Consider the following 22524-nt stretch of genomic DNA (forward strand, 5'->3'; position numbering starts at 1 on the left):
CGGTCATTATTCATGGTTTATGGTAGAAGGATCATACAGTTTTACTTTTTCTACCAGGTCCACCACATTGGTTACTTTCAATTTTTCAAAGATGCGACTTTTATAGGTACTTACCGTTGAGATCTGTAAACCAAGGGTTGCTCCTATTTCTGCTACGGCGGCGCCCATCACCAGTTGTTGCATGATCTCCATTTCCCGGTTGGAAAGGGAGGTAAGGGGATTCAGGGAAAGTGATTTTTAGTGGAAAGCCCATCGAGCAGGCTTTGCCTAACGGTATGACTGATATACTTATCGTTGTTTTGCAGGGTTTGGATAGCCGTTTTTAATTCAGTTTCAGGTGCTTGTTTTACTACGTATCCGTCTGCGCCGGCCTGCAGGTAGCGAAGGGCATATACCTGTTCATCATAACCTGAGAATATCAGTATTTTAATATCTGGCTGGCGCAGCTTTATTACGTCTATCATCTGGAGGTTGTTGCCGCCGGGAATATTGATGTCCAATACCAGCAGATCGAACTTATTTGTATCCAGTAATTTGAGGGCCTGATCGAAGGTGTGGGCTTCCCGGACGGTGCCGGCGGGGAGTAATTCTTTTATTAAAAAGAGGTTCCGTAACGTACAATAGCATGGTCGTCCGCAATCAGGACATGATAGTTTTGATCTTTCATGGTGAGTATCAGATTGGTGGTTGGAGGATGAAGCCTGACTAAACAGACTGTAATATACGATTTCTTCTATACACCAATCGAACTTATACTACATACTTGTAGAAATTGTAGTAGGGGAAATTTAATTCGTAAAGAATAGCTTTGTTGAGGTAGAAAAATAATTATTCCAATGTTTTATTCAAGAACTGAAGGTCCTATGAAAAACGCTGACGCTTACCTGCCAGGGTATATGCATCAACAGCCTATACCCTGGTTTTTTCTGCCAGGTGGGCTATCTCATTTCCGGCTGCCGGTTTTTACTCAAAATATTGTGCAATCAATCTTCGGGTCATGTACACGCGGGATATCGTTCAACTTTGCAGTGAAGGTATTCCCCAGGTTTTCCTAAGTTGTATTCTTTCCTAATGCCCCGCTTTTCCAGGTAGGGCAATGGAAAGGATCATTCACAACACTTCTTTATTTATTGATATACCTAATTAGAGTCTGTCCATAAAGTCATAAAATTTTGATTAGTAATTAGTTGGGTTGATCTTTGAAAAGATATTTTTGCAATTTTGTGTCATGCGCATGAAATTATTTGAACCCTTGCAATTGAAGTTTCAGCAAGCTGACTGGGCCAACAATCCGAATTTGGATTGATGGATACCATCCTTGATCATCACCCGGGGTTGTTGAATTATGTGGCAGAAGATATTACGGAAGGCAACAAATGCAGTGATTTTGGCAGACAAGACGTGCCCAGTGTAGAACAGATCGTGAGGGCGGCAATTTATAAAGAGTTGAAGCAATTGGATTACCGGGAGTTGGAATACCATCAGGGTGATTCCCGTATTTGCGCCCGGTTTGTAAAAATTGATGATCTGCGTCCATACAGTTTCCAGGTGTACCACAAATACATCTCACGAATCAAAGCAGAAAATCTGGAACGGTTGCTGGTAGAACTAAACAAGATAGCCATTCACGAAGGGCTGGAAGACATCAATCAATTGCGCCAGGACAGTACGGTAGTAGAAACTAATATTCACTACCCTACAAACAATTCCCTGGTGTGGGATTGTATTAAAGATAGTCACCGGTTGCTGGAGCAGTTGCAGGAAGAAGCGAGCCAGCTTGAATGGCAGGATTATCGCAAACGAGCCAAGCGGTTATTTTTTAAGATTAATAATACACGAAGCGCAGACAAGCGGGCAGACCTATTCAAAAAGCAATTGAATATTTTCACCAAAGCATTAACCAGGTAGCCAATGCAGTAAAAAAAAAAGTCAAGCTTTAGTTTTAGAGGAATGTGCATCGAACTATCCCTGGAACAATTGCTGCCCGTAATGGAGCATGTATATAGTATTGCTGAGCGTAAAGAGCTTATGGGCTTGAAAGTACCGAATGAAGAGAAAATATTTTCAATCTATGAGCAGCATACAGATATCATTGTTAAAGGTCAGCGGGAAGCTGCATTTGGTCATAAGATCAATCTGGTGACAAGTAAAAGCAATCTGATTGTAAGCTGCGAAGTGTTAAGGGGCAACCCATCAGATAAATCGCTGTACGCGGGAACCATTGATAAAATTAAGAAGATATATGGGGTCGTTCCCCGTGATATGGTAACCGATGGTGGCTACGCTTCTAAAGATAACCTGAAGTATGCAGAGAAAAAGGGTATTGTGAATATTGTATTCAATAAGATAGTAGGCAGTCTTCAAAATAAAGTAAGCAGTAAGAACCGGGCAACCAGATTAAAGAAATGGAGAAGCGGCATAGAAGCCAATATCTCCAACATAAAAAGAGGGTTTGGATTGTTCCGTTGTAATTGGAAAGGATTTGAACATTTTGAGGCCAAAGTAATGTGGAGCGTTATTGGGTATAACATACGGGTAATGACGGCGGCCATGCTGTCTTTACTAAAAACAGCCTGATACCGCCTACTTATAAAGCAGTACAGGGGAAAGGCATGTCCTGGAGTAAAAGAAAATGGTAAAAACGCTTATCATGCCTCAAAAAATGCTAAACCCTGAAAATACCTGAAAAAGTCATTTAAAATAATATCCATAATGTCTACATTATTTATAGACTGTTTGGTTAGACAATAGAAATTGAGACTTTATGGACAGACACTAATTATAGTAATTGCAGGACGGAACAGAAGGCCGGAAGCGGGAATAATAATTCCTGCTTCTAACTTCTGCTTTCTTTATACTTTGACTGCCAACAGGTATTTGTAAAATTTTTTACTACACGGGAATTAAAGTTCTACTACACGGTGTTAAATACACAAATTATACATTTGATGATTGTGTAACCGGCTCAATTCCTGGTTTCTTATTCATAGTAGCACCCCTGATCCAACTGGTGTAGACCAATGCTTCTTATAGGAAGTATGGTCTCGTGGTGACAGCAATGATCATTTCATTCATTGCCTTTTGTATTACCAAAGGGTCAAGTAATCTTTTGCCTTTACAATACTAGTGTTTATGAGAAAAATGAATCCTTCATTCCTATTAAAAACGTATGCCATCCTGTGAGTTACCTGCTGCTTTTACTAGCAGGCTTGTTGATTGGCAGGGGGCGCTGCGGCGGCAACTTTTCCTGTTACCAATACGTATGATGCCGGACCCGGCTCTTTCCGACAGGCCATTCTTGATGTGAATGCAGCCGGAGCGGGGCCTCATAATATCGTATTTAATGTGTATGGGCAAATCACTATTTTGACCTCGCTTCCTACGATCAAGCAAAGCCAGGTGACCATTGATGGACAGCACAAGATCACGATCAACTCCAACGGAACGAATTCCATCATCAATCCTTTCGATATCCAGGCGGATAATGTGACGGTCCGTAATTTTACGCTGACCAATAATGGTGATATAGATATCATTGTGCGTGGCAATACGACTGGTGTAGTGGTAGAAAATATTACCACCAGCAGTACAACGGGTAATTACCTCAACTCGCTGGTATATGTGGAAGGAGGGTCTACGGGTCTTACGCTCCGCAACCTTCGTTCTACTGATGTGGAGCCCTGCGGTAGTTCCTCCCCAACGTTGGCAGGGCCATTTACTTTGCCGGGGGTATGCAAACCAACCTGGTAATGGATGGCATCAACCTGAGTACGCAGGGCAATACCAGGGGATGTGAAGGTATCGTCTTCCGGGATGCCTCTGTCAACGGCTGGACCTTTACCAATAGTTATGTCAGCGGTTTTCAGAATGCCATTGTACTCGATAATACCGGCGGTCCTGTAGAGACCGCTAATAATGTTTTGTTGCGCAACGTTACCCTCGATTCTTTGCCCACGGGCGTGTCGATGGGTTTTTACTCGGATCTTGTCAATACCAATATCCAGCTAAAGCAGGTGGTGATCGATCTGAATACGATTGGCGCCGATGACGATGGCGATTATCCCATCTGGTTTGACAATACCGTGGACGGTGTTACGATGGATACGGTACGCCTGCATGAAAGTGATATTTATTTTATTTGGTTTAGGGTGCTGCCAGTAATGTATCCATTAATCATGCGGTATTGGAGAATACGATACCCGGCTTGTATGGTGGTGCGCAGTTTATCCGTTTTGAAAGCACTGCCGGCAATGTCAATATCCGTAATACCCTACTGAATGGAGATAAGCCCGGCAATACAGATGATGCTGATCTGGGGCTTGTATTTATGGGTACCGCCAATGACATTACGCTGGACAGTCTTACTGTCAATGAATTTGATACGGATGGTATTTATGTGGGAGGCGCCAATACCAATTTTCAACTGACCAATTCTACTTTCACGAATAATTTTGATGGTATAGAATTCTACAATAATGCACCACGCAGCAATGTAGATATTATCAATTCATCTTTCAAAGGATTGCCGGGTGGGCGTAGTGGCATTGTGGCCAATGTGGCCAATGCCGTATCGGACATTGACCTTACCGGGGATACGGTGTACAACCATGTGAACCATGGTATCTGGCTGCATGGCGGGTCGGCGGTTACCGACGTGGCCGTCACGGGTTGTGTTGTATATGATAACGGTGGTGCTGGTATCCATATAGACCAGCCCGATAAAATACAGATCACACAAAATTCGATCTATAACAATAGCGGGGCGGTATTGATGTGATCAATACAGGCAATTGTGGCTATGAAGGTGTCAACCGGCCGGTGCTGGTTTCCTCGACCTCATTGGGGGCGGACAATACCAACTGGTGATCAATTTGCCGGCTATTGTGCCGACTGGCTATACGGTGGATATTTATGCCAATGATCCTGCTACTTCGGCTAATAGTGGTCAGTATTTCGTGACCAGGTTAACCGGACTTACCAGCGGTAATAATACCCGGACGGTTACCTACAATACCGGGCCGGGGGCCACGGGAGTTGGTTTCTGGACAGCTACGCTACTGATACCCGCCAATAATTGCGGTACTTCTGAATTTAGTGACAGGTTGTACATCGGTACACAGGGCCCCGGTAATGTAGATGCCAATATAAAATTGTGGCTGCGGGCCGATGCCGGGCTTATGAATAATACCAGTGCGCCCACTACGGATGGGCAGGTGGTGAACAAGTGGGTTAATTTCAGTCTTGGTGGTGCGCCTGATGGAGGCACTTCAACCGGTACCGTTACCTATAAAAAAGCAGGGATCAACTTCAACCCCACGGGCTATTTTAACGGTGCTGCGATGCAGGCAGCCGGTAATGGCAGTACCTGGTTGAATAGTCCGAATATTACTTCTTTTGCTGTTTTCAATAAAAATACTGCTGCTGCAGACGGCAGCCGTGTATACGTGGTATACGACAATGCTTCCGGCGGATATGATTACAATACCAATGGGGAGTCGATCGTCTTTGGCAGGAATGGCGCGAATATCCAAACCCACCGTAATGGGTGGGAGAATCCCGTTGTGCCCGGCGCCTTGGGGAAACCCGGCCTCTTTTCCTCGCTCACCAATACCAGCGCCCATTCCCTGTATTATAACGGGGCCACCCTGGGTACAGCAGCATACAATAAAGGTAGTTTCAATGCGGAACAATGGTTCGTGGGCGGTGGTTATAATGCGGGCTGGTGTTGCACCACTACAGCCGATATAGCGGAAGTGGTTACTTTCGACAGGGAACTGACTGCGGCAGAGATCGACCGGGTACATGCTTACCTTGCTATTAAATATGGTATTAGCCTGCCGGGTAATTATGTAGCTTCTGATGGTACTACGATTCATTGGGATGGTGCTGCCAATGCCGGTTATTTGAAACATATTACGGGTATCGGGCGGGATGATAGCACCTTCCTGAGCCAGAAGCAATCGCTGAGTGCCGATACCGGTATTATTACCCTGGCGCTGGGTAGCAGTATTGCGGCAGACAATGCTTCCAATACAAGTACTATTGGCGCCAATAAGTCCTTCCTGGTCTTTGGCGACAACGGCGCTGCAGTTACGTATACTGCTGCTGTGACTGCTGGGTTTGCAAACCGGCGTATGGCCAGGGTATGGAAGGTACAGAAGACGAATTGGACAGATCAGAACATCACTTTAAAAATAAAAGGGGCAGGCGTCAACAACTACCTGCTGGTCAGTACAGATCCCAGTTTTGCCACGATCAGCCAGGAGCTGGCATTGAATGGTGCAGGTAGCATTACCATCCCTTCCTCGCAATTGGGCAATGGCATCTATTTTAGCATTGGCGCTAACGTGAAGGGCCCTGGTAACGTAACGACGGGTATCGGCTTATGGCTGCGTGCCGATGATGGTGCTGCCAGTGGCGCTGCGTGGAGCGATTTCAGCGGTAGTGGCAATGGTGCGACACAAACCGAAACTGCGCGGCAGGCGACTGTATTGCCAACGGGCGTGAACTTCAACCCGATGCTGAAGTTCGATGGTGTGAATGATTACCTGACTGCGCCCAGTATGTTTACCTCCAACGGCACTAATAATATACAGCTATACGCTATAGCTACCACAGATAATATTCAAAACCAGGACCTGTTTGGTGAACTGGTTTCCAACGGGCAGTATGTTCATGCGCATGTACCCTGGAGTGATGGTATTGTTTATTGGGATGCACCTTATGGTTACCGGGCGCAGGGCGCCTGGGGCGGCACACTGGGTACTCCTTATCTCTGGAGTTTCCTGCGTTCGCCGGCCACGATGAGCGCCAGCAGGAACAGGATCGTCGTAGGTACTACTACGGCAGCTATGAACAATATTGCAGGATCGAATAGTCCTTTCTATGTAGGTGGTATCATTCCTACGGCACAGGCATTCAATGGAAAAATAGCCGAGCTGATCGTGTACAATAATGCGGCAGGTACTACTGCTACCCAACGTCAGCAGATAGAATCGTACCTGGCTATCAAATATGGCATCACGCTGCCTGTGGATTACCTGGCCAGTGATGGCACTACCAAATACTGGGATGCCACTGCCAATGCGATTTATTCCAAACATATCACTGGTATTGGCAGGGATAGCCTTTCTGCTTTATTGCAAAAACAGTCTGTCAGTACAGATACTGGTTATATCACAGTAGCGTTGGGCAACACTCTTGCTGCCAGTAATGCGGCGAATGCCGGTATCATTACTGCCGACAGGTCCTTCTTTGTAGCAGGTGATAATGGCGCTGCCAAAGCCTATTCCGTTGCGGTGACTGGCCTTACGGGTGTGAATATAGCCCTGGCCAGGACCTGGAAAGTGCAAAAGACGAATTGGACTGATCAAACGATTACCATCGGTACGGATACTGGTCTTAGTGCGCCCCAGTTTATCATTATCAGTACAGATGCGAGCTTTGGCGCGGGCGACCTGGTATTGCCCGTTACCAACCGCCGTGTAACACTGAATAGCAGCCAACTTCCCAATGGTGCTTACTTTACTTTTGCTAACGCTTTAACTGCACCCGGAAATGTCACTTCCGGCATCGCTGCCTGGTGGCGGGCTGATTATGATGCTGCTGCTACCCTGTGGAGCGATTACAGCGGCAATGGCAAAACGTTTACACAACTTAATGTGGCCCAGCAACCAGAACTGCTGCCGGTTAACATCAATTATCAACCTGCTTTAAAATTCGGGAACGTAGACGTTATGAACGCTGCCTCGTTGTTTGGCACTGCTTCTATAGATAATATTGCGGTATTTGCCGTAACTGCTGCTGATGGAGCAGGCTCCAATGGCCAGGGTAGTGGCTTGTTTGCTGAATATGTAAGTAACAACGAACGTGTTACTGCCTGGGCGCCGTATAGTAATGGCCATGTTTACTTTTATCCGCCTTTAAACTGGGCTGTAAATACCACCGCACTCCCCACACCGCCGGTTAGTTATGCCAACCCACGGTACAACTTATATGGTTTCACCAAGACGCCTTCACAGCTCAATATCTATTTCAACAATACGAATGTGGGCACCACCAATGGTACATTCACGGGCATTACTGGTAATAACCAGCCCTTCTCTTTGGGCGTGTTCCATTTCGCTGATTACTTCAATGGCCGTATAGCAGAATTTGTAGTGTACAACAATTCATCTGCGATGACGGCCACCGATCGCCAGAAAATACAATCATACCTGGCATTGAAATACGGCCTTACCCTGAATCTTACAGGGGTGCCCGGCTACCTGGCCGGTGATGGTTCCACTTATTTTGATGCTGCTGCCAATGCCGGTTACTTAAAGCACATCACCGGTATTGGCCGCGATAGTGTTACCGCGCTGAACCAAAAGCAATCATTAAGTATTGATACTGGCGTGGTAACGATAGCACTGGGTAATACAGTGGCTACCGGCAATGCACTGAATACAAGCACTATCACCAATAATAGATCATTCTTTGTATTTGGCGATAACGGCGCCAGCACCGCCTTTGTAACACCGGTAACGGGTTTCAGCGGCATCACCAACCGGATGACAAGAATATTCAAGGTGGATAAAACAGCCAACTGGGCCGATCAGAATATTACGTTTAAGCTGAAGGGCGGCAATGCGCAAACCTGGCTGCTTGTAAGTACAGACGCCGTGTTTAATGGAAGTGATACCCGCTATGTATTGAATGCCGATAGCACGGTTACCCTGAACACCAGCAACCTGCCCGATGGCGTCTACTTCACCTTTGCAACAGATATTAAAGGCCCCAATGGGGTTAATAAAGGCATCAACTTCTGGCTGCGTGCCGATGATGGCAATACCAGCGGCGCCGCTTGGAAAGATTATGCGGGGTATGGCCACCAGGCGCTGCAAGGTGTGGTAGCAGGTCAACCGGCTACGGATGCGAAAGCTATCAATTTCAACTATGGATTGAAGTTCGATGGTACGGATGATTTCATGGATATCAATACTACCCGCTTGCATCCGGATAGCTCTACCATATTTGTAGCAGCCTCCGGATCGGGATTTGCTACCGGCAGAGAACTCGTGAGCAGCGGAGGCTTGGCCGCCGCCAATGGTGCAGAATTTAGAATGGCGACAACGCTGCAATTCCTGGAAGCGAATGGCTCTGCCATCGAGTCTGTAAGCGGATTAAGTACCTATGTTGATGGTCGACCTTATTTGTTTAGCGGAACACAATCCAATCTTGCCAACGGCGCTAAACTGTACCAGAATTTCAGGTTGGACAACCAGGGTAGCGTAACCCTGAGTCCTGCTACGGCCAACTTTGTTTCCATAGGGTCAAGGATCAATGCGGGCAGGGGGTTATTTTGGTTGGGTAATATTAGTGAGGTGATCGTTTATAACCGGGTACTTACCGATGCAGAGCGCCAATCAGTAGATTCCTACCTCGGCCTGAAGTACGGTATCACTCTGAACAATGGCACTACCAGCTACCTCGCATCGGATAACACCACTTACTGGACAGCCGATGCTACCTATAAGAGCCGGATCACCGGTATTGGCCGCGATGACAGCACGGCATTGTATACCAAACAATCGCTTAGTGCCGATACCGGTTTTGTAACGCTGGCACTGGGTACCGGTATTCCTATCACCAATGAAACCAATAGTAATACCATTAGCAATAATAAATCCTTCCTGGTATTTGGTGACAATGGACTTTCGGCTGCCAACTTTACGGTAACTGTTGCGGGCAGCGCCCACAATGTCACCCGCCGTATGGCCCGTGTATGGAAAGTGCAGAAAACAAACTGGGTGGACCAGACCATTACGTTCAAGATAAAACCCATTGGCATCGACAATTACCTGCTCATCAGCAGTGATCCCACCTTTGCTACTTTCAGCCAGGAAGTGCCGGTGGCAGCTGATGGCACTATTACCTTCTCTTCGGCCTTGTTTACCGGTACTGATATTTATTACACCTTCGGTGCGCCGTTAAAGTCTCCGGGTGGCGTATCGGGTCATGCTTTGTGGGTGCGTGCGGATATTGGAACCTCATCGGTTGTCAACAATACAGCGATCAATGAATGGAATGACCTGAGCGCCTTTGCCAATAATGTGAAGCAGCCTGCGGCCGCTAATCAGCCGACCTTCCTGAATAACGTCACCAATAATATCAACTTCAATCCGGTTGTTCTTTTCAATGGCAGCAGCAGTGGTATGTTGGGGGCGTCTATCCTGAAAACAGGGACCTATACTGGCGCCGCTACTTTTGTAGTGAATAGCCAGGTAGCGGCTGTCAATGCGCTTGTGTGGACAGAAAACGTCGCTACGGGCACGCAGTTCTCGCTGCATGCTACCTGGAGCGATAATATTGTGTACTGGGATCCGCCTTATGTTTCCAACCGGACAACCTATGATGCCGGCGTTATCAACAATCAATCCATTCTCTGGATGGCTACCAGTAATATTTCACTGGCTGCCAACCGTCAGTCCATTTTCAAAAATGGTATGAATGTGAGCAATGGCAATAATACCAGCCAGTATGTTGGCAATAATAGCGCGTTCCAGCTTGGCTGGAACGCAGGGGCCTACAACTATAATGGGCGGATAGCGGAGGCAATTATTTATACCAATGCGTTGACGCCAGTTCAACAACAACGGGTAAATACCTATATGGCCTTGAAATACGGTATTACGCTCAATAATGGCGGTACCAGTTACCTCGCTACCGATGGCACTACCACTGTATGGGATGCTGTTGCGAATGCCGCTTATAAAAAGAATATTGCCGGCATTGGCCGGGATGATGAAGAGGCCCTGAGTCAAAAGCAAAGCCGCAGCATCAATACCGGCCTGCAGGTTACCATGGGCCTGGGCAGCATTGATTCTACCAATACCACCAATCCGAATAGTTTCACAGCGGATAAGAGCTACCTCGTATGGGGCGATGATAGTGCGGCGGTTACTTTCCGTACAGCCATCGTAGCTGCCAATGCCAACTATCGTATGGCCCGCCTCTGGAAGGTACAGGAAACGGGTACGGTGGGTAATGTTCGGGTGGCTGTTCCTGCCAATGCATTGGCCAATCCCAATAAATCATACCTCGTAGTGAGCAGTGATAATGTGTTTGATGCTACGGATGAATACATCCAGTTGACGCCGCTGGTGATCAATGGTGTGAATCACCTGGTAGCTACGAAGGATTTCAATACCGGTCAGTTCTTCACCTTTGCTACTGACCTGAAAGTGCCGGGTGGAGTAGCAGCGCCTGCCTTGTGGGTGCGTGCTGACTTTGGTACTTCTTCTACCGTGGATGGAACAGCTATCAATGAGTGGGATGATTTTGGTGCGGACATCAACCATGCTGTTCAGGCCACAGGCGCCAGTCAGCCATTGTATAAAAACAATATGCTGGATAACATCAACTTCAATCCGATCATGAAATTTGATGGCAGCAACGATTATTTTGAAACTGTATCAAAAATGGGATTCGCCAATGGCAATATTCCCATCAGTCATTTCTTTGTAGCGAAACCTGCAAGCCTGGCAGGACGTAATTTCATACTTCACCTGGGAACCTCTGCTGATAAGCAGGCTTATATATCCTATTTCAACACCACCCAAATGATATGGGACAGCTATTTTAATATATGGGCGACAGGCCCTGTACTGGCGAACAATGTTCCGGTATTGGGTACGCATACCTTTAAAGGAGGATCGGCGATATTTAATGGTACGAATGCACTGACATACAGAAATGGTGTCCAGCAGGTCACTACGCTTACCGGCGGTACTGCGGGTTCTATTAATTACACGGATGCTATTGCCCGTATTGGCAATCTCAAGGGCATTGTAGAGCCTTTTAATGGCGCCTTACCGGAAATCATTGTATATGGTATGGAAACTACCCCCAATGAAAGGGTTCGTATAGAAACTTACCTGGCGCTTAAATACGGATTTACGCTGGCTAATGGCGATACCAGCTATCTGGCTACGGATAATACGGTGATATGGGATAAGACAACCCACAGCATTTATAAGTATGGTATTACGGGTATCGGCCGTGATGACCTCGAAGGACTGAACCAGAAACAGAGCCGTAATACGGATACTACCCGTTTGCGTATCGCCATCGGCTTAGGGACTGTTGCCGAAACCAATATTGGCAATGTGAACAATTTTGCAGCAGACAAATCTTATCTCATTTGGGGCGATGACAATGCCGCTGTGACCTTTAAAACGCCCATGGCCGGCAATGCGAATGTAAACTACCGCATGACCAGGTTGTGGACGGTACAGGAAACGGGTACGGTAGGACAGGTGGAAGTAGCCTTCCCATACGATGCATTGCCCAATCCAAAACAATCGTACCTCGTTGTGAGTGGAGATGCTACGATTGACAATGCAGATACCTACCTCCCCATGTATGATATCACCATCAATGGTAAAAAGCACTGGGCTGCCAAAGTTGACCTTACTACCGGTCAATACTTCACCGTGGCTGCCTTTATTAAATCACCGGGTGGGGTAGGAGCCACCAACCTGTGGGTAAGGGCTGACCGGGGTATACAAAATAACACAGATGGTACGCCGGTGGATGTATGGGTGGATTATGGCAATGAAGTGAACAATGCCAACCAGGCCACTGCGGGCATACAGCCCGTGTACCAGCAAAATGTTACAGACAATATCAACTATAATCCCGTCGTGAAATTCAACGGCACCAACCAGTATCTGAACCTGGATGTGACCAAGCTGCCGATAGGTAGTTCCGCGAGAACGCTGATCGGTGTAGGCAGCCTGAACAATATTGGTGCGAGCCGTTATCTCCTCGGATATGGTACAGCAGCTACCAACCAGGGCGCCGGGATCATTCAATATACAAGCGGTTCAGGGAATTTTATAGGTTATGCTAATGATGTTATTACTGCCAACGGTTTCTGGCAGGTGAACGTGCCCAATGAGCTTTTCGGTACCTGGGCCGGTGCAGGAGGGCAGGCAAACCTGTACAGTAAAATGACCTCCTGGTTGCACCTGTTGCTAAACCCTGAATACGGGAACAGGCGGCGCCCGGATAGGTAATAGTCCGTGGGGTGCAGAATACTGGAGTGGTCCGATCTCTGAAGTGATCGCCTTCGACAGGGAACTCAATAACAATGAACGGCAGCGGGTGAGTACTTACCTGGCCATCAAAAATGGGTATACGATCGATCAGGCAACGCCCAACAGCCATTACCTCAACACGAATAGTACCGTGATCTGGGATGCCATAGCCAATGCGCTGTACAAGAATAATATTGCCGGCATTGGTCGTGATGATATAGAAGGGCTTGACCAACGACAAGCGAAGAGCATTCACCCTGGCGCGATCCTGGCAATGGGATTAGGTTCCATCGCAACAGACAACCTGGCCAATACCAATGTATTTGGCAGCGATACGTCGTACTTATTGTGGGGCAGCAATTCAACAGCGCTTACGCTGAGCAATACCGACCTGCCTGCTTTGTTTAGCCAACGGTTGACACAGGAATGGAAAACGAGTATCAGTAATTTCAATAACCAGGTCAGGCCTGTTGCCCTGGAGTTCGACCTTACGGGTATAACGCATAATGGCACCACTGCCGCCGATTTCACCCTGTTGATCGATAATGATGGTGATGGTAATTTCACTACGGGTACGATACAGCAGGTACCTGCTACCAGCTATGCCGGCAATAAGGCTGTATTCAACGGTGTGACGACCCTTGCCAATGGGGCTGTGTTTACGGTGGCTATTGGACCGCAATCGTTGCGCCTGGCCATTAAGGCCGTGCTGCAGGGTGCCTGGAATGGCAGCGCCATGAGGACCGACCTTAAAGCGGCAGGTGTGTTGCCGGCTACTGATCCTTACGGACAAAGTACCACACCATCAGTAAGTCCCAATGCTACTGCAGCGGCAGTAGTGGATTGGGTACTGGTAGAGCTGCGCGATCATGCAAATCCCACTACGGTAGTAGCTTCCAGGGCAGCTTTGCTGCTGGCTAATGGTAATATTGTGGATACGAATTACCTGCAGCCTGTGGCCTTTGCCAATGTGCCCGATGGTAGTTACAGGGTGGCAGTACGTCATCGTAACCACCTTGGTGTGATGACCTTGAATATGGCTGACTTTAGTACCGGAGTGGCCGCTATTGATCTCACCGTAGCTGCAACAGGAACTTATGGCAGTAATGCCCGCAAAGACCTGGGCGGTAGCGTATGGGGGCTATGGGCCGGCAATTTAGATGGCGATCCCTCCATTCGGCATTCGGCCAAACCTTCGGACGCATCCGGTGTGGTCAGTGCGGTACTTACCCATGCGGGCAATACCACGGCCAATCCTGCTTATACAGGTTTTAGCAATGTATATAGTCCTTTCGATGTGAACCTCGATGGTAGGGTGTATTATACTGCGGCGCCATCTGACCGGACAGTCATTGTGAATAATGTGAACATGCATCCGGCCAACGTATTCAAACTGGCAGCCTTTGTGATCATGCAACAATTACCATAAGCAGGGAGCCTGCTGCTCACTAAAATATTAACTATGAAAAGTATTAAAGGGTTCTATTGTTGGTCTGCCTGTTGCTGGCGGTTTCCATTTTGCTGCAGGCACAAAGACTGGATGTAACGGTTACCAATGTTGGTCTCAACAGGATACAGCTAATGGCTACCGCTACGGGTGCTGGTTTTGCTACGGCGCCCAACAATGCCTGGGGCGATATGAACCTCACCTGGCGTATTCCAAAAACAGCAGCTATGCCGGCGCCCACCGCGCCACCGGCGCCTCCCACACCGCCCGGCGCCACACCGGAAATAACAGCTGAACAAACAGCTTTTACCGGTGCAGCACCAGTCGATCTTTTACTGGTGGGTTGGAGTTGGCCATATTTGATGTAACTAGTTTTGGAGGTCCTGATGATGGCTACTGGTATTTTCAGGTAGTGGGCTCGGCGCAGGCAGTGCAAAATATTGCCGGTGGAACGCAGGTGCTACTATATGAGTTTAAGACACCGGTGCAGTGGTTTTGCCCCAGTTGTGTGGAAGTGTTGACTTCGGATGTACCTGCCCTGATGAGCTTTGGTGGGATCAGTACAACTTCTTTCATTCACAATGGTGGTCTGAATACGGATGTGCTGAACCTGGTGACCAATATGGCGCCCCTGCCAGTGGAATGGCTCTATGTACGGGCCGGCGCTAAAGACAACCGGTACATTGAAGTAAAATGGGCTACTGCTTCCGAACAAAATAATGCTGGTTTTGAGGTAGAAAGAAGTGATGATAAAGGACGAAGCTATCATGCTATAGCCACTGTTCCTGGAAAGGGTACTACGAGTGTGCCCTCTTATTACACGATCAAGGATGAGCAGGTAGTAAAAGGCCCCCGGTATTACTACCGGATTAAGCAAACCGATTTAGATGGGAGGGTGCGTTATTCTGCCATTGCCATGGCTAGCCTGTCTGGTGAGCCTTATTTTACTGTTGAGGTGCGGCCTAATCCGGTGCAGAACCAGTTGAATTTGGATATACAGTCTTCCAAAAACAATCCGCGCAAATAGTGATCACTGATGCCGCCGGCAAACTGTACCGGGTGGAGAAAAGCAACCTGGTGGAATCGTCCATTACGCGGTTCAGTTGTAATGTGGCAGGTTATCCAGCGGGCCTGTATGTGGCTAAAGTAATAGCAGCCGATGGTACCGTTCAGTCCGTGAAATTCCTCATAAGCAGATAAGGCATGATATTAAAAAGGGCGCTTCTCTTTGCAGGGAGGCGCCCTTTTAGTTACACTACGCAAGTTCCTATTGTCATTAGGAATACCATTATGTTATGGACGGGAAAAATCTACCGTTGGTTTCAGCACGCCCGACAAGGGGGCATACACCGGACCGCCAGGTAATCCGGCAGGGATACCATCTGTCATGAGAACAGGAGGACCTACAGGGTCATAATTACCGGTAATAAAGCGGTTGATACATAATGAATCATGGTGCAAGCCCATTTCAGGGATATTTACACCAGGGCCGGGTGTAATGGGGCCGGGATAGGAATAGGTGAAGGAGATAGCTCCTGTACCCGTATTAATATCCAGTAACCGGCCTGTAGTGCCAGTTACTGCCATTACATACAATTTGCCGCCCAGCGTAACGGTCAATCCACGTAAAAACAGGCTGGGGGAGAGGAAGGCGGGCAAACAGTTTACAGTAGCGCTGCCTGGCAACCCCAGTTTAACGATGCGGTTATTGGGATTAACGGTACCCCGGTTAATGGCATAATAAGTTCCTGTTGTTGGATCACGTTCTACATCGCTTAGGTTAAGAACAATACCGCAAGTATTAACAGCCGGTGCGATACTAATGCAATTGGGATCCACGAACTTCAGGATATGGTTAACAGGTGAGCTGGGCGCAATACCTGTAGTACCATAAAAGGTATTGGTGCCAGGTTCGTAAGATATACCGGTGGCAAATTTGATGGGTGCACCTGAACAGGTAATTAACTGGTTGGTGCCCAGGCTGCCGAGTACGGGTGTTACGGTAACCGGCGGAACGGTGGGTGAGCCCACCACTTTAAACAGGAAGCTGTTGCCTGTAGCGGGATCAACCACCAGGTTAAAAAAGACTGGCTGGCAAGGCGCTGGAGCTGGTGCAGCCAATGCTTTTTCTGTTGATGTAGTGGATAATGGACCGGGTTGAATGGTTGCTTGTTTGTTACAGGCTGCCAACAGGAGCAGCATTGATGCCATGATGGCGATGTTGATGCTTTTCATATACAAGGTGTTAATGGTAGCCTTCTTTGTCGCATTCCGGCATTGCGCCCTACTCTTTTAAGGATTTTTGGGAAACTCCATCAGGTAACTGCAATAGAAATCCGGGCACTGTTGCCAGTGCCTAAGGCAGGGATCAATAATGGTGGAGAGTATTGATGCGTTTGCTAACTGTGCAATGCGTAGTGTATAATCAAATATAATTATTATTTACCTGATATGTCTAAACGTAGTTTTAGAATTTAACTATTTTTTTAGGGTTAACTTTTGCCGGATATTTGTTGAAGTGCCAATTTTCGTGTATATTATTGAGTTACCTTTCGCATCATTTGGTCGGGTTATTGGTCGATTAGTCGATGTTGGGGGTAGTTTGCAGTCCGATTGTAGCATATTTGCCGCCTTAAATTTGAAATATGCTCCGTATCACCCTCTTATGGCTGGCAGTTATTTCTTCCATGCAACTACGGGCCCAGTCGCCCCAGGATATGGTGAAGAAGAACCTGGATGATCTCAAAATTGTAATTCCCGGTATTGGCAAGGAACCCGGCCTTGGACAAAATGAAGGTATTCCTGAAGGAACGCCTTTTAAGTTGCCACGGGGTATGCGGTTTGTGCAAAGGCCCAATAAGGCATTTGACCCCAATCCAAAATTGTTGTTGGGCAATGCCAATACCTTTTATGCCGATGTGAACATCGAGATTAACAGGGATAGTGTACAGGTAGGTGCGCCTACCTTTATCACTTTCGAGCCTGCGTTGGTGATGTTGAGTGCGGCATCCAGCAGGTACCAAAATGGGATGTTCATGGACCGGATACGGATCACCATCCCTCCTACAGGGATAGGGCCTGGCGGTTTACGTGATACCATTACTGTATACATTGGCCTGGTGTGCCTGAATAAAAGCCTGGCGATGCCCTGGGAGGAAAACATCCAGGATACTGATGATGTGAAAGATTATCCGATCGGTAAAGGAAAGTATATGCCTGCTGTGATTACCAATCATAAGGGCCTGCAGCAATTAGCAGCCTTACTAGCGCAATATCCCAAGCTGAAACTCACCAAACATTGGAATCCGCAGCAGATGTACCAGGATGGATATGAAGAGGCGCCATGGAACAAGATCTATTCCCGTATCCAGGAAATGGTGTGGAAAGTAACCGACGGTCCCGGTATTACCAAGGGTGAACTGGCGTCATTCAAGGAGGAACTTGCGCCCTATAAATAACCATTTCTCTATTCATTACTACATCATCATGTAATGGGGGCTCCAGCGGGTTTATTACTTTCAACGCATGAAAAGTATCAACCTGGTCCTCCTTATGTTGGTTCCTGCCTTGTTTTGTATGGCGCAGGAAAAAAAGCTGTATGAAAGTGATGTGCTGAAAGGGGTTACGCCCGCCAAAGCGGTAACGCCTACTGAGAAAATGTATTTTGATAAACGGTTTACGTTTATCAGCAAAGTAGGTGCGGCCAGTTATGAAGGTTGTTTTATGGTCAACACCAAATGGGGTATAACGGGGCTACGCCTATTGCCAGGTTGGGCAGACCTACCTGCGAGTTGGATATTCGCCAGGAGCAATTCCTGTTTATGCTGGTTGGTATGAAGGGGAATGAATATGCTTATTTTAACCGGATTGAGAAAAACAGGCAATCCAATGTGCCTGTTTTAAAGCACTACGTAAAAACGGGCAATACCCACCGCAATCCCATGGCAGCTTTACTGGAATCAAAAATGCTGTATAATAAGGGCGTCAGTGAGGAATTTTGTGATGGCAGGTACAAGGGTTGGGAATACCGCACGGCTGATGGAAAAAACGTACTGTATCTATATGGCAAGGATTATCCCGGTGAGCTGGCAGCTTTTGGTTACCTGGGTAATTATGGATTGGGGTACCTGAAAACGAGCAAGGGCAATTTTTTTATCCTGAAATACATTTATGAGGGCACCCGTTTTACCATAACCAGTATCGAAGACCTGGAAAATGCGATGGCTAGTTTTGACCCTTCTTTGTTTGAGGTGTATGAAGAGACAGCCCTCGTGAAAAGTATTGAGGCCACTGAGAAACGAGAGCAAAAACTGGAGGGCGACCTGGCCAAGCAAGTAGAAAAGATGAGCCATGATAATAGTCCCTGTGGGGTAAAGAAATATGAATTGCTGCAATATCAACAAGAAGAGGAGCAAAAAAGAAAGCACTGCAACAAAAGATAAAGGACCAGACATTGGCGCACAATAATTCACAAGCAGTTGCGACAATGGCGAACGAATATAGTTTTATTGATGGCATCAAGTTGGACAGGCGGCAAACGGAGTATGAGCTGTGCAAGGTAAAAGTGCGTTGGAAGCAGGAAGGATCAAACCTGGTGGTGATAGCTATGTGCGGGCGACCAGGAATATCAGTTGTTGGGAGCAAAAAGTAGCGGAATACAAGCGGTTTGAGGAGGAAGTGCAAGCCATTGAAACCCGCAATAGGAATGATGCGGCCAGGGCCCTTCGGGAAAAGGCTGAGTATTACAAAAATACCGTGCATCCACGTGTTGGTCAGTTAAGGTGCGGGTAGGTAAAATGGGGCTATTAATGGTAAATGCAACAATCGGCTAAGGGGCAGGCGTAGAAAATAATAGCGGGGATTATCATTGTAGTTTGTAGAAAGGGTAGAGGAGAAGGTGGATGTTGGTTGGAATGTTATGGATCAGGTGCCATAAAAAAGGGCCGCTTTAATAAGCAGCCCTTTGTTGTACCAGGAAGGGAGTTGAACCCTTACTCGCCTTTCGGCAAACAGGATTTTAAGTCCTGCGCGTCTACCGATTCCGCCACCCGGGTGACTGGGTTACGAATATCGAAAAAAGCAGATAACAATGCTATCTGCTTTTTTTATTCAGAGCGGAAGACCGGGCTCGAACCGGCCACCCCGACCTTGGCAAGGTCGTGCTCTACCAAATGAGCTACTTCCGCTTGTATCAGTCATTCATGAATTCACTGTGAAGGACCGATTATTTTTTAAAGAACTTATTTCGTTATTTGGGAGTGCAAAAATAGGAAACTTTTAATTACTGCAAAATCTTTTTGAGATTATTTCTGATTAATTATCACCTATTTGTACTCGGGTGTATAGAGCGTGTTGGAGGGTACGTTCACTTCAGGTTTTCCTTTATAGCTGTGTTTGTACAAGCTATAACAGCCACCTAATACGAATGCTGCCAAACAAAATACCTGGAGGTAAAATAAGAATACAGAAGAGTTTACCCAGTTACTTTTAAAGTCTTTGCTGCTGCTTTGCTCTATCTCTTGATGTTGATCCATAATCAGTTGATTGCGATGCAAAAATAATGGTTCAATTGAAAAATCATCTTTTCTGACCAATAATTTCTGCAAAGGTTTTTTTGCCTTCTATAAAATGGCTGCACACCACGCTTTTATGAAGGTATCCTTGCAGTTTACCTTTTCTATTGGCTGGAAAAATACTTTGCTTTTGTTTAAAAAGCAACCAGCCTGTAAAAGCAAGATGGGCTTTGAATACAGCCAGGAAATAGGTGCCTTCACCGGCCAGTAATGATTTGAAGGCTGAAATGGTATCCAGCCAAAACCGGTACAATATTTTCCAGGTGGCCATGCCTTTGGGCATATTTTTGGCCATCATGATGAGGTTGTTGCGGAAATTGAGGAATACTTTCCGGGCATTGCCCTTGGGCAGGGTGCCGCCACCTACGTGGTACACAACCGATTGGGGGCAGGCATATACCTGATAACCTGCCAGTTGGAGCCGCCAGCAGAAGTCAATTTCCTCCTGGTGGGCAAAGAAAAAGGGTCCAGGCCACCCAATTGGTGGTAAAGAGGTGCTTTTACAAACATGGCGGCCCCACTGGCCCAAAAAATGGGCTCTGCGCTGTCATATTGGCCATGATCGGGTTCACATACATCAAATATGCGTCCACGGGCGAGGGGATACCCCAGGTAGTCCATCCATCCACCGGCTGCACCGGCATATTCGAATAAGGTACGATCCTGGAATTGCAAAAATTTGGGTTGACAGGCGCCGATAGCCGGATCAGATTCCATGAGGGCGATGACGGGCTCTATCCAACCGGGCGTTACTTCTACATCGGAATTCAGCAGCACATAATAATCGCCTTTTACGGCTTTCAGTCCTTCATTGTATCCTTTGGCAAATCCATAATTGGCCGCATTGCGCACAATTTGTACCTGGGGATAATTTGATTGAAGAAAGGAAATGGAATCATCTGTTGATGCATTGTCAATAACCACCAGGTGCTTATTGGTCCAGGTAGATGCCTGAATGAATGGCAGGAACTGTTGCAGGAACTTCCGTCCATTCCAGTTGAGGATTACTATTGATACCAAAGGTTGTGTCATATCGGTTATTCCGGGATGATTCCGCATACGCGGGGATGCAAAGGAACGGATTTTATAGATTCTTAGTATTTTCCGTGGGGTATGCGACCGATTTACATAAACTTTATCTTGCAAGTTGCTTTGTAACGCTATCTGGCAACGTCAACCTGATTAAAATCAACAAATCTGCCTGTACATGATTCAACCGCTGTTTAACTGGAGAACGGGATTGGCGATCATTGCCATTGCGATTGTAAGCGGTACGGTTTTCTATTCACAGTTCCTGGCCAAACAAATAGCGCGGGAGGAGCGGCAAAAGGTAGAACAATGGGTGGAGGCAGGCAAGTTGCTGATGAATGATACCACGGGTATGAGTGATAAGCTGGTGAGTATTATTATTTCGGAGAACCGGACGATCCCCATTATTGAAACGGACGAGAAGAATAATATTACGCAATACATCAACCTTGATTCGGCCAGTATTGTGCAGGATAGCAATTATGCCAAGCAACGGTTGAAAGAGTTCAGCAAACAAAATGAGCCGATCGTTTGGGCCGATCCGCGTGACAGCAGGCGTACCAATCGCTATTATTATGGACATACCAGCCTGCTGAACCAGGTGCGTTATTACCCGCTGGTACAGTTGCTGATCGTGAGCCTCTTTATTATTATAACGATCACGGCGCTTACTACCAGTTTTAAATCGTCGCAGAACCGTGTATGGGCGGGCATGGCCAAGGAAACGGCCCACCAACTGGGTACGCCTCTTTCTTCGTTGCAGGGTTGGGTGGAGATGCTGAAAGATAATCCCGATAATGAAAAGATGGTGGTGGAAATGGAAAAGGATGTGAACCGGCTGAAGCTGGTATCGGACCGGTTTGGAAAAATAGGCAGTACGCCACACCTGGAGGAGCACAATGTAGTGGCGCAGGTGGAAACGATGATCGAATACATTCGTAAAAGAGCGCCGGGTAAAGTATTGTTTTCGCTGGATACCAAAGGTGAAACGCATATTCCGGCGCATATATCACCTCCTTTGTTTGACTGGGTGATAGAGAACCTGCTGAAAAATGCGCTGGATGCTATGGAGGGGAAGGGGAATATTGCGGTGCAGATCAGGCAGCCCGGTGGAGAAGTGCTGATAGATGTGACTGATTCGGGCAAGGGTATTGCCCGGCAGAATATACACAAGGTGTTCAAGCCGGGATTTACCACCAAAAAGAGAGGGTGGGGACTGGGGTTGAGCCTTAGCCGCCGCATTATTGAGCAATACCACAAGGGGCAACTGTTTGTAAAACAATCAGAACTCAATAAGGGCACGACTTTCCGGATCGTGTTAAAAAAATGAGGTGGTTTTTAAGTTGACTTCGGTATTTTGGTAAAAACATACTACATTTGCCTCCCGAATTTC

At 47.0% G+C, this 22524-nt stretch carries 19 protein-coding genes, 1 tRNA gene and 1 pseudogene; 14 read left to right on the forward strand and 7 right to left on the reverse strand.

Going from position 1 to position 22524, the window contains the following annotated elements; genetic code table 11:
• Window positions 1-6: 6 nt before the first annotated feature.
• Together RS881_RS18655 and RS881_RS18660 are read right to left on the reverse strand one after the other, a co-directional pair.
• Entirely contained in the window at window positions 7-192 is a 186-nt protein-coding gene (locus RS881_RS18655) for a helix-turn-helix domain-containing protein (RefSeq protein ID WP_315822452.1), read from the reverse strand.
• A 29-nt stretch (window positions 193-221) separates the two neighbouring features.
• Window positions 222-737: a response regulator gene (locus tag RS881_RS18660; RefSeq protein WP_315824534.1), complete on the reverse strand. Its 516-nt coding sequence runs from the start codon at window positions 735-737 to the stop codon at window positions 222-224.
• Window positions 738-1228: 491 nt separating this feature from the next.
• On the opposite strand from RS881_RS18660, the pseudogene RS881_RS18665 reads away from it, so the two are divergent.
• The 9 genes and pseudogenes from RS881_RS18665 to RS881_RS18705 all read left to right on the forward strand — a co-directional run bounded on the left by RS881_RS18665 (window position 1229) and on the right by RS881_RS18705 (window position 15729).
• Window positions 1229-2577, forward strand: a pseudogene (locus tag RS881_RS18665) (ISNCY family transposase).
• 639 nt (window positions 2578-3216) lie between these two features.
• Window positions 3217-3750: a hypothetical protein gene (locus RS881_RS18670; RefSeq protein WP_315822453.1), complete on the forward strand. Its 534-nt coding sequence runs from the start codon at window positions 3217-3219 to the stop codon at window positions 3748-3750.
• Entirely contained in the window at window positions 3732-4277 is a 546-nt protein-coding gene (locus tag RS881_RS18675) for a hypothetical protein (protein ID WP_315822454.1), read from the forward strand. The genes RS881_RS18670 and RS881_RS18675 overlap by 19 nt, the downstream gene beginning before the upstream one ends.
• A complete protein-coding gene (locus RS881_RS18680; RefSeq protein WP_315822455.1) occupies window positions 4184-4777 on the forward strand; it encodes a right-handed parallel beta-helix repeat-containing protein in 594 nt (197 codons plus the stop codon). The genes RS881_RS18675 and RS881_RS18680 overlap by 94 nt, the downstream gene beginning before the upstream one ends.
• A gap of 85 nt (window positions 4778-4862) precedes the next feature.
• On the forward strand, window positions 4863-13061 hold the full coding sequence (locus RS881_RS18685) for a beta strand repeat-containing protein (protein WP_315822456.1): 8199 nt from the start codon (window positions 4863-4865) through the stop codon (window positions 13059-13061).
• A gap of 43 nt (window positions 13062-13104) precedes the next feature.
• Complete coding sequence (locus RS881_RS18690) at window positions 13105-14511, forward strand: DUF8202 domain-containing protein (protein ID WP_315822457.1); 1407 nt, start codon at window positions 13105-13107, stop codon at window positions 14509-14511.
• A gap of 56 nt (window positions 14512-14567) precedes the next feature.
• Window positions 14568-14897 (forward strand): hypothetical protein, encoded by a 330-nt coding sequence (locus tag RS881_RS18695; protein ID WP_315822458.1) that lies wholly within the window; start codon window positions 14568-14570, stop codon window positions 14895-14897.
• Window positions 14873-15556 carry a hypothetical protein gene (locus RS881_RS18700; RefSeq protein WP_315822459.1) on the forward strand — a complete coding sequence of 228 codons (684 nt, stop codon included), beginning with the start codon at window positions 14873-14875 and terminating at the stop codon, window positions 15554-15556. The genes RS881_RS18695 and RS881_RS18700 overlap by 25 nt, the downstream gene beginning before the upstream one ends.
• Window positions 15556-15729 carry a T9SS type A sorting domain-containing protein gene (locus RS881_RS18705; protein WP_315822460.1) on the forward strand — a complete coding sequence of 58 codons (174 nt, stop codon included), beginning with the start codon at window positions 15556-15558 and terminating at the stop codon, window positions 15727-15729. Before RS881_RS18700 ends, RS881_RS18705 begins: the two co-directional genes overlap by 1 nt.
• 93 nt (window positions 15730-15822) lie before the next feature.
• Here the strand turns inward: RS881_RS18705 and RS881_RS18710 are convergent, their stop codons facing one another.
• Window positions 15823-16764 carry a hypothetical protein gene (locus RS881_RS18710; RefSeq protein WP_315822461.1) on the reverse strand — a complete coding sequence of 314 codons (942 nt, stop codon included), beginning with the start codon at window positions 16762-16764 and terminating at the stop codon, window positions 15823-15825.
• A 410-nt stretch (window positions 16765-17174) separates the two neighbouring features.
• Between RS881_RS18710 and RS881_RS18715 the strand changes: the two genes are divergently transcribed.
• The 4 genes from RS881_RS18715 (at window position 17175) to RS881_RS18730 (ending at window position 19320) form a co-directional block, all read left to right on the forward strand.
• The gene (locus RS881_RS18715) at window positions 17175-17987 is read left to right on the forward strand and encodes a hypothetical protein (protein ID WP_315822462.1); all 813 of its coding nucleotides are present in this window, start codon (window positions 17175-17177) and stop codon (window positions 17985-17987) included.
• Window positions 17988-18054: 67 nt separating this feature from the next.
• Complete coding sequence (locus RS881_RS18720; RefSeq protein WP_315822463.1) at window positions 18055-18366, forward strand: hypothetical protein; 312 nt, start codon at window positions 18055-18057, stop codon at window positions 18364-18366.
• Window positions 18351-18971: a hypothetical protein gene (locus tag RS881_RS18725; protein WP_315822464.1), complete on the forward strand. Its 621-nt coding sequence runs from the start codon at window positions 18351-18353 to the stop codon at window positions 18969-18971. The genes RS881_RS18720 and RS881_RS18725 overlap by 16 nt, the downstream gene beginning before the upstream one ends.
• Before the next feature lie 109 nt (window positions 18972-19080).
• A complete protein-coding gene (locus RS881_RS18730; RefSeq protein WP_315822465.1) occupies window positions 19081-19320 on the forward strand; it encodes a hypothetical protein in 240 nt (79 codons plus the stop codon).
• A 322-nt stretch (window positions 19321-19642) separates the two neighbouring features.
• Here RS881_RS18730 and RS881_RS18735 read toward each other — a convergent pair.
• The 4 genes from RS881_RS18735 to RS881_RS18750 form a co-directional block, all read right to left on the reverse strand.
• Window positions 19643-19715 (reverse strand) — tRNA-Gly (locus RS881_RS18735).
• A 138-nt stretch (window positions 19716-19853) separates the two neighbouring features.
• Entirely contained in the window at window positions 19854-20063 is a 210-nt protein-coding gene (locus RS881_RS18740; RefSeq protein ID WP_315822466.1) for a hypothetical protein, read from the reverse strand.
• A 43-nt stretch (window positions 20064-20106) separates the two neighbouring features.
• The gene (locus RS881_RS18745) at window positions 20107-20478 is read right to left on the reverse strand and encodes a hypothetical protein (RefSeq protein WP_315822467.1); all 372 of its coding nucleotides are present in this window, start codon (window positions 20476-20478) and stop codon (window positions 20107-20109) included.
• Window positions 20466-21122, reverse strand: a complete 657-nt coding sequence (locus tag RS881_RS18750) for a glycosyltransferase family 2 protein (RefSeq protein WP_315822468.1) — start codon at window positions 21120-21122, stop codon at window positions 20466-20468. Before RS881_RS18750 ends, RS881_RS18745 begins: the two co-directional genes overlap by 13 nt.
• 187 nt (window positions 21123-21309) lie before the next feature.
• On the opposite strand from RS881_RS18750, the gene RS881_RS18755 reads away from it, so the two are divergent.
• The gene (locus RS881_RS18755; RefSeq protein ID WP_315822469.1) at window positions 21310-22461 is read left to right on the forward strand and encodes a sensor histidine kinase; all 1152 of its coding nucleotides are present in this window, start codon (window positions 21310-21312) and stop codon (window positions 22459-22461) included.
• Window positions 22462-22524: the final 63 nt, after the last annotated feature.

Source organism: Paraflavitalea speifideaquila, assembly GCF_032395985.1.
Lineage (GTDB): Bacteria > Bacteroidota > Bacteroidia > Chitinophagales > Chitinophagaceae > Paraflavitalea > Paraflavitalea speifideaquila.

Excerpts from the sequence above, each read along its gene's own strand:
- RS881_RS18655 (WP_315822452.1), bottom strand. The coding sequence starts at position 192 with ATGGAGATCATGCAACAACTGGTGATGGGCGCCGCCGTAGCAGAAATA.
- RS881_RS18675 (WP_315822454.1), top strand. The coding sequence starts at position 3,732 with ATGCAAACCAACCTGGTAATGGATGGCATCAACCTGAGTACGCAGGGC.
- RS881_RS18710 (WP_315822461.1), bottom strand. The coding sequence starts at position 16,764 with ATGAAAAGCATCAACATCGCCATCATGGCATCAATGCTGCTCCTGTTG.
- RS881_RS18715 (WP_315822462.1), top strand. The coding sequence starts at position 17,175 with ATGCTCCGTATCACCCTCTTATGGCTGGCAGTTATTTCTTCCATGCAA.
- RS881_RS18720 (WP_315822463.1), top strand. The coding sequence starts at position 18,055 with ATGAAAAGTATCAACCTGGTCCTCCTTATGTTGGTTCCTGCCTTGTTT.
- RS881_RS18725 (WP_315822464.1), top strand. The coding sequence starts at position 18,351 with ATGCTGGTTGGTATGAAGGGGAATGAATATGCTTATTTTAACCGGATT.
- RS881_RS18740 (WP_315822466.1), bottom strand. The coding sequence starts at position 20,063 with ATGGATCAACATCAAGAGATAGAGCAAAGCAGCAGCAAAGACTTTAAA.
- RS881_RS18755 (WP_315822469.1), top strand. The coding sequence starts at position 21,310 with ATGATTCAACCGCTGTTTAACTGGAGAACGGGATTGGCGATCATTGCC.